Origin of the sequence: Pseudobutyrivibrio sp. YE44 (assembly GCF_900104335.1) — a bacterium.
Lineage (GTDB): Bacteria > Bacillota > Clostridia > Lachnospirales > Lachnospiraceae > Pseudobutyrivibrio.
The window spans coordinates 585,696-601,242 of the sequence record NZ_FMXT01000001.1; the positions used below are offsets into that span (position 1 = coordinate 585,696).

At 38.5% G+C, this 15,547-nt stretch carries 17 protein-coding genes; all 17 read right to left on the minus strand.

What is annotated here, in order from left to right:
* On the minus strand, positions 1-657 hold the full coding sequence (locus BLR54_RS02675; protein ID WP_143008390.1) for a DUF6115 domain-containing protein: 657 nt from the start codon (positions 655-657) through the stop codon (positions 1-3).
* Between the two features lie 76 nt (positions 658-733).
* Positions 734-1,060, minus strand: coding sequence for a hypothetical protein (locus BLR54_RS02680; RefSeq protein WP_090416663.1), 327 nt, complete (start codon positions 1,058-1,060; stop codon positions 734-736).
* A 67-nt stretch (positions 1,061-1,127) separates the two neighbouring features.
* On the minus strand, positions 1,128-1,895 hold the full coding sequence (locus BLR54_RS02685; RefSeq protein WP_090416664.1) for a FliA/WhiG family RNA polymerase sigma factor: 768 nt from the start codon (positions 1,893-1,895) through the stop codon (positions 1,128-1,130).
* 37 nt (positions 1,896-1,932) lie between these two features.
* The gene (locus tag BLR54_RS02690) at positions 1,933-2,232 is read right to left on the minus strand and encodes a hypothetical protein (protein ID WP_090416665.1); all 300 of its coding nucleotides are present in this window, start codon (positions 2,230-2,232) and stop codon (positions 1,933-1,935) included.
* A 29-nt stretch (positions 2,233-2,261) separates the two neighbouring features.
* Positions 2,262-2,750: a chemotaxis protein CheD gene (locus BLR54_RS02695; protein WP_090416666.1), complete on the minus strand. Its 489-nt coding sequence runs from the start codon at positions 2,748-2,750 to the stop codon at positions 2,262-2,264.
* Positions 2,751-2,762: 12 nt separating this feature from the next.
* On the minus strand, positions 2,763-3,377 hold the full coding sequence (locus BLR54_RS02700; protein WP_072914342.1) for a chemotaxis protein CheC: 615 nt from the start codon (positions 3,375-3,377) through the stop codon (positions 2,763-2,765).
* 13 nt (positions 3,378-3,390) lie between these two features.
* Entirely contained in the window at positions 3,391-3,858 is a 468-nt protein-coding gene (locus BLR54_RS02705) for a chemotaxis protein CheW (protein WP_090416667.1), read from the minus strand.
* Between the two features lie 14 nt (positions 3,859-3,872).
* Complete coding sequence (locus tag BLR54_RS02710) at positions 3,873-6,020, minus strand: chemotaxis protein CheA (RefSeq protein WP_090416668.1); 2,148 nt, start codon at positions 6,018-6,020, stop codon at positions 3,873-3,875.
* A 5-nt stretch (positions 6,021-6,025) separates the two neighbouring features.
* Positions 6,026-7,360: a chemotaxis-specific protein-glutamate methyltransferase CheB gene (gene cheB / locus BLR54_RS02715; protein WP_090416669.1), complete on the minus strand. Its 1,335-nt coding sequence runs from the start codon at positions 7,358-7,360 to the stop codon at positions 6,026-6,028.
* Between the two features lie 3 nt (positions 7,361-7,363).
* Positions 7,364-8,107 (minus strand): flagellar brake protein, encoded by a 744-nt coding sequence (locus BLR54_RS02720; RefSeq protein ID WP_090416670.1) that lies wholly within the window; start codon positions 8,105-8,107, stop codon positions 7,364-7,366.
* A gap of 3 nt (positions 8,108-8,110) precedes the next feature.
* Positions 8,111-8,986 (minus strand): MinD/ParA family protein, encoded by an 876-nt coding sequence (locus BLR54_RS02725; protein WP_090416671.1) that lies wholly within the window; start codon positions 8,984-8,986, stop codon positions 8,111-8,113.
* A complete protein-coding gene (gene flhF / locus BLR54_RS02730; protein ID WP_090416672.1) occupies positions 8,987-10,378 on the minus strand; it encodes a flagellar biosynthesis protein FlhF in 1,392 nt (463 codons plus the stop codon).
* A 5-nt stretch (positions 10,379-10,383) separates the two neighbouring features.
* A complete protein-coding gene (gene flhA / locus BLR54_RS02735) occupies positions 10,384-12,432 on the minus strand; it encodes a flagellar biosynthesis protein FlhA (RefSeq protein WP_090416673.1) in 2,049 nt (682 codons plus the stop codon).
* Positions 12,433-12,467: 35 nt separating this feature from the next.
* A complete protein-coding gene (gene flhB / locus BLR54_RS02740) occupies positions 12,468-13,601 on the minus strand; it encodes a flagellar biosynthesis protein FlhB (protein ID WP_090416674.1) in 1,134 nt (377 codons plus the stop codon).
* Positions 13,601-14,380 carry a flagellar biosynthetic protein FliR gene (locus tag BLR54_RS02745; protein WP_090416675.1) on the minus strand — a complete coding sequence of 260 codons (780 nt, stop codon included), beginning with the start codon at positions 14,378-14,380 and terminating at the stop codon, positions 13,601-13,603. The genes flhB and BLR54_RS02745 overlap by 1 nt, the downstream gene beginning before the upstream one ends.
* A gap of 6 nt (positions 14,381-14,386) precedes the next feature.
* Entirely contained in the window at positions 14,387-14,656 is a 270-nt protein-coding gene (gene fliQ / locus BLR54_RS02750; RefSeq protein ID WP_090416676.1) for a flagellar biosynthesis protein FliQ, read from the minus strand.
* A 30-nt stretch (positions 14,657-14,686) separates the two neighbouring features.
* The gene (gene fliP / locus BLR54_RS02755) at positions 14,687-15,538 is read right to left on the minus strand and encodes a flagellar type III secretion system pore protein FliP (RefSeq protein WP_090416677.1); all 852 of its coding nucleotides are present in this window, start codon (positions 15,536-15,538) and stop codon (positions 14,687-14,689) included.
* Positions 15,539-15,547 lie beyond the last annotated feature (9 nt).

A 15,547-nucleotide genomic window follows, 5' to 3' on the forward strand; every position in this document is an offset into this window, starting at 1 on the left:
TTATCCCTCCTTATATAAACCTAGGACAAACTTAACCTCCCCTAAACCTCTACCAAGCTTTTTGGCAATTTCAACTTCTGAAAGCCCTGTATCCGCAAGTGCAAGGATTTCCATATTGTCATTAGCCTTGATAGGATGATTTTCTTCTGAAAACTTTTGAGCTAAGGCTTCTGTAAAAGGAACCTCTGGTTCCACAACCTTTTCATTTTCAGCTGAAACCTGTGCTCTTTTCTCATCTAATTGTTTAAGCTCTTCTTCTATTTCAAGCTCTTTATCTTTTAATAAATCAAGCTTTCTTGTAACAGAAGCATCAAGAGCCACTAAGGTATCTTGAAGCTCCGCAAGCTTTTTAGTCATATCAACTGTAGCCTGATGCTTATCATTAAGCATGGAATACATAAAAGTAACCTCTTTATGTGATTTGTCCACGGCTTCAAGGACTGTATCGGAATACTGGGAAATCTCCATTATCTTTTCATTTGTTTCCTTATCAGTACGCCTATCAAGCTCCTCCATAGCCTCATCAATGGTAGCTGTAAGCTTATCTTCAGTTTCCACCTTGGCATCAGCCATTTTATCTTTTATTATTTCTTCAATTTGCTCTTTTGTAAGTTTGCTGAGATTTTCTCTATCTTTTTCAGATAATCTTTCAGACACAAAAAAACTCCCAATGCACAGGCAAAGCCCAATGATTAGGAGCACAATTTCAAGTATACTCATTATAGTCTCCCTCTTAGATTCTCATATCAAAGGATTGGGTATTTTTCTTTAAAACCGCACCGTCAGGATTCTTTTGATTTTCCTCCTTCTTTTGCTGTTTTTTTCGATTGCGATTACCTTCGTAACCCCTACCGTTTCCTTCTCTATCGTAGCGCTCGTCCTCTCTGTCAGCTTTGTATAAATCATTCACCTGCTTAGCTTGCTGTTCCTGTTGTTTTTCAACAGTATGAGTGAGATGATCTTGCTGAAGCATAGGTTTTTGATCCTCGGTAGCCTTTGTATGGCTTACCTCATTAGTGTTTTGGATCATTCCATTAAAATTGATTGGACTGATTGACATACCATTTCCCCCTTTTCAATCACCCTTTCGGATAACATTATATCATCAATGAACAACCAATGTAACCTTAATTATCAGTAAGTATTCCCATGTATTCACCAAGAACATTACGCATTTTCTGTAATGCCTTTGTGTGAAGCTGAGAAACTCTTGATTCAGAAACCTCCAATGCAGCACTAATCTCTTTAAGAGTCATATCTTCATAATAATATAAAAGAATTACCTGCTTTTCTTTTTCAGTAAGTAAATCCAACGCTTCCTTTAGCTTTTGAGAAAGCTCTTGTTTGGATATATTATCCTCCGGCTGAATAAAATGAGAGTTATGTTCCGCCTCCATAACTGGCTCATTTCCCGCTTCTACAAATTCATTAAGAGAAACTACATTTGTAACATTCAGCTGAGATTGCCACTTTAAAAACTCATCTGAAGATATATTTAATTCCGCAGCTATATCTTCGTCACTTGCACTATGTCCAGTGCGAGCTTCTACAGCTTTAATTGCATCATCAATCATTCGCTGACGCTGGCGAATTGTACGTGGAATCCAATCCATCTTTCGAATCTGATCCAAAATTGAACCACGAATTCTAAGACTTGCATAGGTTTCGAATTTAACGTCCTTAGCTAAATCAAATTTATCGATAGCATCAATAAGACCAAAAATTCCATAGCTACACAAATCTTCATACTCTACAGTATTTCCTAAATACATGCAGAGTCTGCCAGCAACAATCTTAACAAGCGGCGCGTATTCAAGAATAAGTTGTTCTCTAAGCTCTTGCGTAGGATTAACTTTATACTTATCCCAAAGCTTTTCCCTGTCACTTGCCTTCATTTATGCCCCCTTAAGACAATAAAGAATCAGCGCATATTTAACCTTCCCCTGATTCACTTTCCCCAACTTGAGAAGCTTCTACGTCTTCCAAATTACCTTCTTCATCCTCCATAGCATCTTCCTCTGATGGTTCACCATCAATAGAAACAGGCTCTAAAGTTCTGAAAGCATAATCTAAAATAAGTTTTATTACAGTCCCTAAAAACATAAATATTAGGACTACAACAACTAATCTTCCAACAAAAACAGAAAAATCAACATCCTGTACAATGGACATAACACAAGAAATAAAAGCTGCAGCCAAGGTTATAATAATTGGTATAGGCTTTGTGTTCATGTGTGCCTCCATCTTTCATAGATATTATTCTAAATAATTTTAACTGGTTTGCCAACCGCCTTGATGTAATACTCCCCTGTCTCACTATACAGCTCAACAGTACGACCAAAGTTAAGGCCACAGTCTTCAGCCACTAGCTTAACTCCCAGCTTTTTTAACATAGCACGGCTTGCCTCAGCGTTTCGGTCACCAACATTGATACCTGATGCAGCTCCACCAGGCATTTCAAACATTTTGGCGCCTCCCGCAATTTTAGCAACCATTCTAGCCTTATTAGCACCTGCCTTAATCATATCGTCATATAGCTTTTGAATGCCAGTATCTGCAAACTTAGCAATATTAGAATTATTTCTAATAGCAGTGCTATCTGGAAGCATAATATGAGCTAATCCACTGATTTTTGTGGATGGGTCATAGATGGCAATTCCAATGCATGATCCCAAACCAATAGTCGTCAGTGCATCAGGAGCTTTACATATTTTAAGATCAGCCATGCCGACTTTAATCATCTGCCCCATTTTTCACTCTCCTTATACTGGTATACCAAGTGCTGTTAGAATCTTTGCATAGGAATCTTCCTCTGGCATAAGAATAAAGTGACCCTTAATTCCTAAATCATCAGAAAACTCTGTATTAATCATAAGAGCATTATCACCAAAGATACCAAATTGAACAGCTGGTACTGATAAAATAGCAGCTGCCATATCAACAGCAACAAAAGGAACAGATGGAGCTATTGTAAGGTTTGTCAATCCAGACAATGCTGAAAGGTAAGAACCTGCAATAATATTTCCAACTTCCTTGATTGCCGATAAATCCATTTCATCAAAAGGTTCCGAATAATCATCTGGTCTCATCATAAGCTTATTTACAATGTGATGAGCAGATTGCATATCCATTAAGAACATCATGGAACCATCAATATCCTCTTCAACTCCAAGCATAATTCCAACGATTATTTCATCTTCTGCGCCAATAGCACCACCCAGTTCTTCTACTGGCAAAAAAGCAACCTCTGGAACGCTCATATCTATTCGAAGGCCAAGCATATTGGCGATGGCTGTTGTAGCATTACCAGCGCCAATATTGCCTATTTCTTTGAGGACATCAAAATACTTTTCATTAACTTCGTTAAGTGTGAGCATTAAGTACCTCCCATTATGAAGCTTCGCTCTCTCCTATAATTGAACTAATTTCAAAAATAGAAATAAGCTCATCTCCATTCTTTCCGACGCCATTAATAAATGAATTCTTACTCTTGAGTGTAGATGAAGGTGCCTCAATATCATCCTCTGAAAGAGAGAGAACTTCCTTTACTTCATCAACAATAACACCCATAAGTCCGCCCTGTTCAAGCTTAAGAATAATAATTCTTGAAGCTCCTGTGAATTCATCATCCTCAAGATTCATTCTACGGCGAAGACTCATAACTGGCACAACCTCACCACGAAGGTTGATAACACCACGATAATATGATGGAGCCTTTGGTACACGTGTAATCTTGCTCATACGAACAATATTATCAATATAGGAAATGTCGATACCATAATGCTCGCCACCAATTTTAACTGCAATGTATTGCTTTTTTTCTTTTTCAACAACATCATAGATAGCTAAATCAGACATGGTCTCACCTCCTACTAAATGACAGCGTTCACATCAAGAATCATAGCGATTTCACCATCACCAAGGATTGTAGCACCGCTGATGAGCTTGTTGTTGTCTAGCTTACCAAGTGACTTAATAACAATTTCCAGCTGACCAATAAGATTATCAACTATGATACCGCCAAGAGTATCACCCTTCTTACAAATAACAACTGTCATTGTATCTTCTGTATTTTCCTGTGGTTCAAAATCAAGAATCTTATCAAGATGAATCAGAGGAATAACCTGACCTCTAAGGTGGATAACCTCCTTAGACTCTACATACTTGATATCCGAAACAGGAATATTTTCAATATTCATAATTGAAGCAAGGGCAATTGCATACTTCTCATCTCTGATTTCTACCATCAGAGCCTGAATAATAGCAAGTGTAAGTGGAAGTCTTACTGTGAAAGTAGAACCTTCACCCATTACAGACTTAACTGTAACATCACCACCAAGGGCTTCAATATTACTCTTAACAACATCAAGACCAACGCCTCGACCTGAAATATCTGTAATCTGCTTTGCCATTGAGAAGGATGGCATAAACAAGAAGTCGATGATTTCCTTCTGGCTGAGATTTTCAGCTTCTTCAGGAGTTACAATACCTCTTTCGATGGCCTTTTCTCTAACCTTGTCAGTGTTAATACCGCCACCATCATCACCTACTTCGATGATGACATTGTTACCCTCTTGGAAAGCGTTAAGGAAAATAGTTCCCTTTTCTGGCTTGCCAGCAGCTTTTCTGTCTTCTGGAGACTCGATACCATGGTCAGCAGAATTTCTAAGCAAGTGCTGTAATGGATCACCTAACTGATCAACAACAGTTCTATCAAGCTCGGTGTCCTCACCAGTCATTACAAGCTCCATTGGCTTATTGAGCTTTCTGTCAAGGTCACGAATCATACGAGGGAATTTAGCTACAACTGATTCGATAGGAACCATTCGTACCTTCATAACTGATTCATGAAGGTTTGTTGTAATTCTCTCTAGGTATTCAATATTCTCATGTAAAGTCTGTCCATCTATTTCGCCAGAGCTATTTGACTGTGAAGCCAAAGAGTTCTTAGCAATAATAAGCTCTGATACCTGATTCATTAAAGCGTCAAGCTTTTCGATATCTACACGGATTGTACGTGAAGTAACAGGCTTATTAGCAGGCTGATTTGTCTTACCACCTGATGATTTTGCAGCTGGAGCAGGTGCTGCAGGCGCCTGGGCAGGTGCTGGAGCAGGTGCTGCTGCCGCTGGAGCAGGTGCTGGTGTAGGCGCTGCTGCCTCTGGTGCTGGCTCAGGAGCAGGTGCCTCTTCCTTCTTTTCATACATTTCAGGAGTTACCTTATCAGCTTCAACTGATTCTATTTCAGAAACAGCCTTAACTGCCTCTAAAATAGGAGCAAGCTCTGCCTCTGTTGAAAGGATAAATGAAAAGTCAAACTCGAAATTCTCATCTTCAATATCACCTGAACTTGGATTGAAAGCCATAATCTGACCAAAGTCTTCTACAGCTTTAAATACAAGGAAAGCTCTAGCTGCCTTTAACAAGCACTCCTTATTGATATGAACAGTGAAGCCATAAAGCTGTTTTTCGCCTTTAAGCTTCTCGCAAAGTTCTGGATCCACAGGAATCTTTTTGTATAAAGGACCGTCTGAATCATCAGCAGCTGCCTCGCCACCGCCTTCTTCAGATGCAGGTGCTGCATCAGCTGCAGGAGCCTCTCCTCCTTCTGCAGGTGCGTCACCACCGCCACCTTCTGCGCCCTGAAGATAATCGTTTAAAAGCTTAATTAATGCTTCGTTTTCTTCTTCACCTTCATTTGATGTAGCTTTTACAGTGTCAAGATACCCCTCAATAGCATCCAAACACTTGAAAAGAATATCAATAAGGGCAGAATTAACATGAACATTATCATTACGAACTTCCTGGAATACGTTTTCCATATCATGAGTAAGACGTTGCATTCTCTTGAAGCCCATAGTACCAGCCATACCCTTTAGAGAGTGTGCTGCACGGAAGATTTCATTAACAACATCCTTATTCTCAGGCTCTTTCTCCAACTCCATAATGTTGTCTGAAAGACTCTGAATATGACCACTTGTCTCATCGATAAAGATATCCAAATATTGACTTACATCCATACCTACTAACCTCCAAGTCTTTTAACAATTGAATTAGCAACTGATTTAAGTGGTGCCACCTCGTTGGCTAGACCACCTTGTTCCACCGCTTTAGGCATACCATAAACAACGCAGGTAGATGCCTCTTGCGAAATAACGTAAGTCTTTTTGTATTGCTTCAAGTATTTTATTCCTTCTGAACCATCAGCTCCCATTCCTGTAAGTACCACACAAATAATCTCATCAAAGCTGGAATTCTTGAGGGATCTATACATTACATCCGCACAAGGTTTCAAGCTATTTACAGGAGGACTGTCATTCAGATGACAGTAAGCTGCATGACTTCCGTCTTCGCAGATTTCCATGTGCTTACCACCTGGAGTTACATAAACCCATCCAGGTTTAAAGAACTCTCCATCTTCTGCTTCCTTTACGTGAATAGCAGAAATTTGATCTAATCTCTGGGCCAATGAGGCTGTAAAACCTTCCGGCATATGCTGAACAAGCACCAATGGTACCGACAAATTTGCAGGTAACATTGGAACAAAGGTGTGTAAAGCCTGAGGCCCGCCTGTTGAACAGGCAAGTGCAATAAACTTCTTGGTTCTAACTCCGCTTCCTGATGGTTTAGAGGAAGATGGAGTTTTTCGTTCGCCGCTAGAAACATTACATGAAACTGATGCACCAGGAGACGATGTGCTTTGAGCACTTGGTCGAGGTGCTGAAGTCGTTTGACTTCTTGTAGCTGAAGAACCTGTAGAAGTCGTGGAAGAAGCTGGCCTTTGCACGCTGCTCGCAGGTCTTGAAGCAGGTGTCTCGGTATGCGCACTACCTGAGTTTGACCTGGCTTCCGCCAACTTGTTTCTAACGTTCTCCATTCTAGCCTGAGTAGATCTTCTAGATTCCTCAATAGCTCTGGTATTGTCACTTGAGCCACCTGGCCTACTAATGTTCTTAAAGCTTGAAAGCTTTGTAACATTATGTAGGGTGGTTTTCAACTGATTTCCAAACACATCTCTCGTGTCAGAACCAGATCTAATTGGCTTGACTACAAATTCAAGAGCCCCTAGCTCCATAGCCCTCACAGTTTCATCTGCGTCTTCTTTCAAAACAGAACTAATAAGGACTATATTGAATGGTATCCTTTCACTGGTTAAACGCTCAAGGAGCTGAAGTCCTGTAAGCTTAGGAAGGACCATATCAAGAACCACGATGTCATATGGATTGTTCTTTATTTTGTTGTATGCATCTTCGCCGTCCGCACTAACGTCAACTACACGAAAATCATTATCTGCGTTGATAATATCACAGATAATCCTTCGCATAAGTGCAGAGTCATCAACAACCAAAATCTTATACATTCTTTACCCTTGATCCTTCTTTCTTAAGCGTCTCTCTTCGTCAAAAATGTACTTTATTATAGTTTCTCTGTCCTCTGGCTCTTTAAATAAAAACTCTATTCTGTGTTCAAAAACTGTTAGTTCTTCTCTATACTCACTTCTAACTCTACGAGCTACAACATTAATCACCTGGTTAATGTTATGACTGACGAGTTTAAAGCTTACATACATATATCGGTCAGTTTCAACATCCTTGTTAGCGTAAATCTTGGCTCCGCCGCCACTTATATCAACAATATTACCAGACACTGGTGAACCATATGTGTTTCCATATTTTTCCAAATCATCCTCTACCAAAGACATATTAGGTAAAATTGCAACATCCTCTGGTATTGGAAGAATTTTAACAGGTACCAAACATTGGAACCTATAGTAATCTCTTCTTTGAACCTTCATTAGTGAGGTTGAAGGTTCAAAAACGTATACAGGAAAGTTTTCAAGCTTTCCTCTTTTAGTAATTTCACCAGTAAGTTGGAACATTCCTCCTTTTGTATTAAAGATTGCATTAAAAGGAACATTCATAGGAATCGTAACTATATGTCCCTTTCTGGTTGGAATATGTAATATTATTTCTTCTTTTTTAGTAACGCCAAAAACACTAGAGATATACACACTTCGATCTTCCTCTATGTTGTTTTCAACATCAGAATTCATGCTGGCAATTGTAAACTCTATAGGTGTGCCAGGTCTAAGATCAAATATTTCCATATGCTATGCCCTGTCCCTTAACAATGCACTAAATATATGAGAAACACCCCATTTGAAATGAGTAGACTCGTCCTTCTGAAGCAATTTTGCAGCTATAGACTCGAAACTCTTAGACGATTTACTCATAGGGTATTCCAAGGATACAACCTTTTGATTTCTAACAGCCTTCTCTAAGGAGGCATCATAAGGCACATAGCCTAAATAATCTAAATCTCCACCTAGAAATTTCTTCACCACTGATTGCATCTTCTGATAAACAGCCAAGCCTTCCGATTCGCTTGTTACCTTATTTGCTATCAAGTGTACATTTGTCCCATCCTTAAGATATTTCGAGCTTTTACACATAGCCTTCATAAGAGAATAGGAATCTGTGAGCGAGCTTGGTTCAGGAGTTGAAACCAGCAGCACCTCAGGTGAGGCCAGTACAAACTCCAAAACCTGGTCCGAAACGCCCGCACCAGTATCTATTATAAGAATATCACATAAGTCATTTAAAAGTGATAGATTATGCACTAAAAACGTAATTTGTTCACGATTTAGATTATTTAAGCCCACAACTCCAGAACCACCAGATATAAATCCTATTCCCATAGGTCCGGTAGTAATAATATCTCTAAGGCTTCTACCATTAAAAATTACATCAGACAAATTGTAGTTTGGCAGTGTTCCAAACATAACCTCTACATTCGCAAGGCCAAAATCAGCATCTAAAATAATAACTTTCTTACCCATATTGGTGAATTGAACCGCTAGGTTAACCGCCATATTAGATTTTCCAACTCCACCTTTTCCCGAGGTAATTGTTATAACCTTAGTGTTTTCTATATTCTTGATGTTTTGAGCTTTTATAACATTACGTAAATTCTGGGCTTGGTCCATTTAGTTTCCTCCCAACAATTGCTTTACCAGCTTCTGGGCATTAACAATCTCAATATCATCAGGAACGTTCTGTCCAGTGGTGATATAAGAAAGAGGTGCCCCGGTATAAAGCTTCATGTTGAAAATATTTCCAAGACTTTTTGTTTCATCAAGCTTAGTAAAAATCATATTAAACTCTGTAAATTCCATGTAGGAATTTGCTATATCAAATAAATCCTTTTGCTTTGTAGTTGCAGAAAGCACTAAATATACTTCGCTTTCATAATATCCGGTAAGGGCTGTCACAAGCTTTTTAGTGTCGGCCTTTTGCTCTTCATTTCTATGTGAAAAGCCAATAGTATCCACTAAAATAACATCTAAATCCTGGTACTCTCTCATCTGTTTTTTTACTGTGTCCAAAAGCTCCTCCGCAGAATAAATAACATTCAAAGGAACACCTAGGATATTGGCATAGGTTTGAAGCTGATTTGCAGCAGCCATTCTGTAAGTGTCAGCTGTAATAAGCCCAACCTTCTTCCCTTCCTCAACCTTAAATTTAGAAGCAATTTTAGCTATTGTAGTTGTTTTTCCAACTCCAGTAGGTCCAATAAAGAAAACCACCTTAGGTTTCTTTTCACCAGTTTGAATTCTAGTAGGAGTTCCTAGCTTCAATACCATTTTTTGATAAACCGAAGACAATAAATTATCCAGAGAATGGCTGGTACGAAGAACCTTATCCATATCACCCAAAACCTGATTTATATATTTTTCCTGAACTTCATTGTCGAGCAGCACGTTGTAAAGCATCTTTACAAACATGTGATTATCATTATCTATAGAAAGTTTTTCTGTAGACGCTGCCTCTACTGGTAATACTACAGGCTCTTTCGTATCAGGAATCACATTTTCCTTGTTTTCCTTAGGAACAGGCTTTACAGAGGTAGGCTTTGAATATATAGGCTCTAAAATCTTTGCTCTAGGGACTGAGCCTGAAAGTGGTTCAAAATCAACATTTGACTTGGTCATATCGTTTTGCACCTCCTCTGTATTATTCTCCTTTGGCTGTTCTAAAACCTGGTTTGCCTCCTTATCAGAGGATGTAGGTACTTGCTTTTCAAGCACCTCATTAACCGCAGAAAAAGCATCCTTTAAAATAATTGCATCATCTGCAACGGCATCAAAGGTACTTGTTTTTTCTTCACGGGCAGGAACAGCGAAATCCAACGCATCCTTAGAGAAACCTTCATCCTCCACAGCAGCAGTTACCTCGTAAGTATTTCCCCTAAAAATACCCCTTATACCCTTAGGTTTAATTACCTTAACATTCATAATAACCGCGGCACCGCCTAATTCCTCACGAACCTTAGACATAGCCTCTTCTTCAGTTTTTCCAGTATACTTGTTAATAGTCATTTAATTCACCCTGTAACCATTCCTACTGATGAAAGTTCAACATTTGAATCAATTTCGTTGTAAGAAACAACAATTAAGTCCTTAAAGTAATCTTGTATCATGCTCTTAAAGTACATTCGTACTATAGGAGACGTTACTACAATTGGAGTTCGACCAAGTTCCTCAAGCTTCTTAATTTCATCCTCTAAAGAAGCAACAATGGCTTTGATTCTTTCAGGATCAAGTGTTAAGTATGCCCCCTGTTCAGTCTGCTTAATAGAAGCCATAATATCTTGCTCAACCTTAGGGTCTACAGTTATAACCTGAGTTACCTCATTGGCTGGGAAGTAGCGTCCTGAGATTGCTCGTTTCAAGCCTTGTCTTACATACTCTGTAAGTACATCTGTATCATGGGTTGTTGTGGCATGATCTGCCAACACTTCAAATATCGAAAGCAAGTCTCTGATAGAAACTCCCTCTGATAGTAAATTCTGTAATACCTTTTGAACATCGCCAAGTCCCATAAGTTTTGGAACAAGCTCTTCAACAATAACAGGATTAGATTCCTTAAGATTATCAATAAGATTTTGAACATCCTGCCTTGTAAGAAGCTCAGCAATATGAGATCTAATAATCTCTGTAAGATGGGTTGCTATAATTGATGGAGGATCCACAACCGTATAGCCAAGAGATTCTGCTCTCTCTCGCTGACTTTCTGTAATCCAAAGAGCTGGAAGATGGAAGGATGGTTCAAAGGTAGGAATACCTGTTATTTCTTCTTCAACATAGCCTGGATTCATAGCCATATAATGGTCAAAAAGAATTTCTCCTTCAGTAACCTGTATGCCCTTAATTTTAATAATATATTGATTAGGATTAAGCTGAATATTATCTCTAAGTCTAATGATTGGAACTACAGTACCAAGCTCAAGAGCAATCTGCCTTCGAATCATTACAACTCTATCTAACAAATCACCGCCTTGATTAACATCTGCAAGAGGAATAATTCCATAACCAAACTCAAGCTCAATTGGATCAACCTGAAGTAGGGATACAACATTTTCTGGCTTTCTGATTTCCTCAGCTTCGGTTTCTTCTGCAGCAACCTCCTGCTCAATTTCCTCTTCGCCTATAGTCTTAGACATTGAATAACCAGTAGCGATAAAAGCTGCCGCAAAGCCAAGGAATAATACTGTGTTAAGAGGTGTAAAGGCAAGTACAGCCATTGAAGCACCAACGATATATAAAACCTTTGGTATTCCAAAAAGCTGACGAATAAGTACGCCTGAAAAATCAGCGGCTTTAGATCCCTTAGTAACAAGAATACCTGTTGATAACGAAATCAAAAGGGATGGAATCTGGGATACAAGGCCATCACCTATTGTAAGAATACCAAACTGTTGAATAGCCTCTGCAAAAGGCAAGCCTTGATTAATCATTCCCATGGCAGAGCCGCCAGCTAAGTTAATAACAGTAATAATAAGACCTGCTGTTGCATCTCCTTTTACATACTTAGTAGCACCATCCATAGCTCCGAAGAAAGCTGATTCTTCTTGAATCTTATCTCTTCGTCTTTTAGCCTCAGCATCATCTATGGCACCAGTATTTAAATCTGCATCAATTGCCATCTGCTTACCAGGCATAGCGTCCAAGGTGAAACGAGCTGAAACTTCAGCTACACGCTCAGAACCTTTATTGATAACCATAAACTGAATAATAATCAGAACCAGGAAAATGATTGCGCCGATAATAAGGTCATTTCCACCGACGAAGGTACCGAAGGTAGAAACAACATTACCAGGATTTCCTGTTGAAAGAATAAGTCTTGTGGAACTTACATTAAGTGAAATTCTAAAAATAGTCGTAAAAAGTAAAAGTGTAGGGAAGAAGGACATGTCCAATACTTCCTGCACAAAAAGAACGTTCATTAAAACAATAAGTGCTATGGATATATTGAAGGCAATCATTATATCCAAAACAAAATTTGGGATAGGAATAACGAAGAATGCCACTGCAGCCAATAAGTATAAAGCTACACCCACATCCGATTTCTTGACAGATGCTGCTAAATCCATTCTCTCCTCCCCCTTTCAATTATTTAATCGAAAAATTAAACTGCCTTATTCCTTTCTGTATATACTACTGCAAGGATTTCTGCCACAGCTTGATATAATTCAGGCGGAATAGTTTCATCCACATCAACAGTTGCATATAAGGCTCTCGCTAAAGGTTTGTCCTCAACAATAGGAACATTAGCCTCTTTAGCAGTCTCTTTAATTCGATTAGCCAGATAATCCTCGCCCTTCGCCACAACTCTTGGGGCCTCATCCTTTGTGTTGTCATATAGAATTGCAACAGCAATATGCGTAGGGTTTGTAATAACCACATCAGCCTGAGGAACATTTTTCATCATACGACGCTGAGAGCTTTCCATCATTCGCTGACGCTGTTTTCCCTTAATTTGAGGATCTCCTTCTGTATTTTTATATTCGTCCTTAACCTCTTGCTTTGTCATTTTCATATCATCTGTGAATTTCCATTTTTGATATACATAATCAGCAAGACCAAGGATTATATAAACAATACTAATCTTCATTCCGATGTTTACAATAATTTGAAAAATCAAGCTTAAAGCAGCTTTAAAGCCTATGTCATATAGAAGGAACAAGTGATTTGCCTGATCCTTAATACTATTGTAAGCAATAATACAAACCAAGGATATTTTAGCAATGGCTAATATCAGGTTAACAATTGAATCCTTGGAAAAAATACGCTTAAATCCACTTATAGGATTAAACTTACTTAGCTTAGGCTGAAGAGGCTTCATGGTTGGTTTCCATCCCACCTGAATAAGATTCCCTACAAAGCCCGTAACAAAGCCTATAAGCAAAAATGGTAAAAGAATTATCAGCATCTTCACCACTAAAATTCGAAATATACCAGTGGCGGTCTGTATAGTAAAACCATCACCATTCATTTTAATGATGTCAGGTATAATGGCGTATATCCATGCAAATATCTCTTCAAAACGAACACCTGCAAAGCCCAAAAAGATTCTAAGTGATAAGAAAAAGCCAAGAAGGGCAACTCCGTTTACCACCTCTTTACTCTTAGCAACCTTACCTTCCTTTCTGGCATCAGAAAGCTTTTTACTGGTAGGCTGTTCAGTTTTCTCACCACCCTCACCGTCTTTAGCAAAGAACTGAAGATTGAGGGGAATCAAAACTTGGTACTTTTCTTCCATCAATACAACCCCTGAATATACGAAGCCATCATCTCCTTCATTTCCTTGAAAATAAAGGCTGCTATATCTGGTAAAAGAAATACAGTTAAGAATAATACTGTAAATCCAACTATAATCTTGAGCTGAGCACCAACAGAAAACATGTGAATCTGTGGTGCGACCTTAACCATAACTCCAAGTATCGCATTGAGAATCATTATTACAGCAAATACAGGAAGAGTTATTCTAAAGGCAATAACAAAAACATCTCCAATAAATTTTATCGTGGTGTTTAAAAGAGAATCCCACTGAAAGATGGTTCCTCCAATTGGAATCAGAGAAAATGCATCACAGAAGCTTCTAAAAATATATCTGTGCATCCCTGATAAAACCAATAATATCATAATAAAGTTGTTATATAAGGTACCTGTTACACTCGCCTCCGTTCTAAGGGTCGGATCATATTCTTGAGCCATGGAAAGACCAGTATTCATATCAATCATATTTCCAGCCAAAAGAATAATAAAATTACAGCAATAGGTTGAGAACCCAATAATAAGTCCTGTAATCGCTTCCCTTACAACTAAAAAAGCATATCCAATAACCGTAGAATAATTTAGCGCACTAAAATCAACAACAAAATATAAAAGCAGTGAAACTAAGGCAGAAAATCCCACCTTAACCCTAGCAGGCGTGTTGCTGGTGTTAAAAAATGGTGCTACTACTACAAACATGGATATGCGGGTAAGTATCAACAAGAAATATTCAAAATTTTGTAAGGTAAAATGTATACTAAACATCCTATTCTAGCCCAGGTAAATACTGAAATTTTGCCATAAGTCAGTAATGTATTCTTGTAACACTGTAAGCATCCATGGACCAAAAAACATAAGAGCGGCAAACACCCCTACAATCTTTGGAATAAAGGTAAGTGTCTGCTCTTGAATAGATGTGACGGTTTGAAAAATACTGATAATCAAACCGATGATAAGAGATACTAGCAAAAGTGGCAAAGATGTCATTAGAAGTGTATATATCGCATCTCTGATAATGTCTAATACCTGCCCCTCAGTCATAACCTATCCTCTCCTCGTCTCGTGTAAGCGTCAGTAAAAAGTTTTCACCAATCCACCAATACACAGGTCCCAACCATCTACTATGATAAAAAGCAATATCTTAAATGGTAAAGATATTGTAGTAGGTGGAAGCATCATCATACCCATTGACATAAGTACCGATGCAACAACCATGTCTATAACAATAAATGGTACATAAATCAAAAAGCCTATAATAAAGGCTGTTCTAAGTTCCGACAAGATAAATGCTGGAACTACAACTGTAAATGGAACATCATCAAACTCTTCATAGGTGATACCTGCAATCTCACAAAAGAGATTTAAATCCTTTGTCTGAGTCTGTCCATACATAAACTCCCTTATAGGAGTAATAGCAGCATCAATTGCCTGCTCTTGAGTAATCTCTCCTGCATCAAAGGGGTCAATAGCTTCAGTCTTAACCTGTGTAATTACAGGTGACATAATGAATAATGTTAAAAACAACGCCAAACCAATCAATACCTGATTTGGAGGCGCCGTGTTTGTTCCAATAGCAGCGCGAATAAAGTGTAACACTATAACGCATCTGGTAAAGGATGTTAACATTATAAGAATTGAAGGCGACAGTGTAAGAATGGTAAGAATTACAAGCATTCTAAGGGTGGAAGTAAAATTTCCATCCTCACCATTGAAAGTCAATGTGAACCCACCATCACCTACCACTTCATCAGAAGCATTTGGTGCGTTTTCAGTTGCACCATAGGTTCCATTGTTTGCCCCATATGTAGTGTTGTCATACTCACTGGCCTTAACTGTAATACCTGTATGGTAAAGAGTAAAGCCAGCTACCATCATCGCGAAAAAGAAACTTACGATTAAATAAGCTTTTTTAAATTTATTCATAACATATTT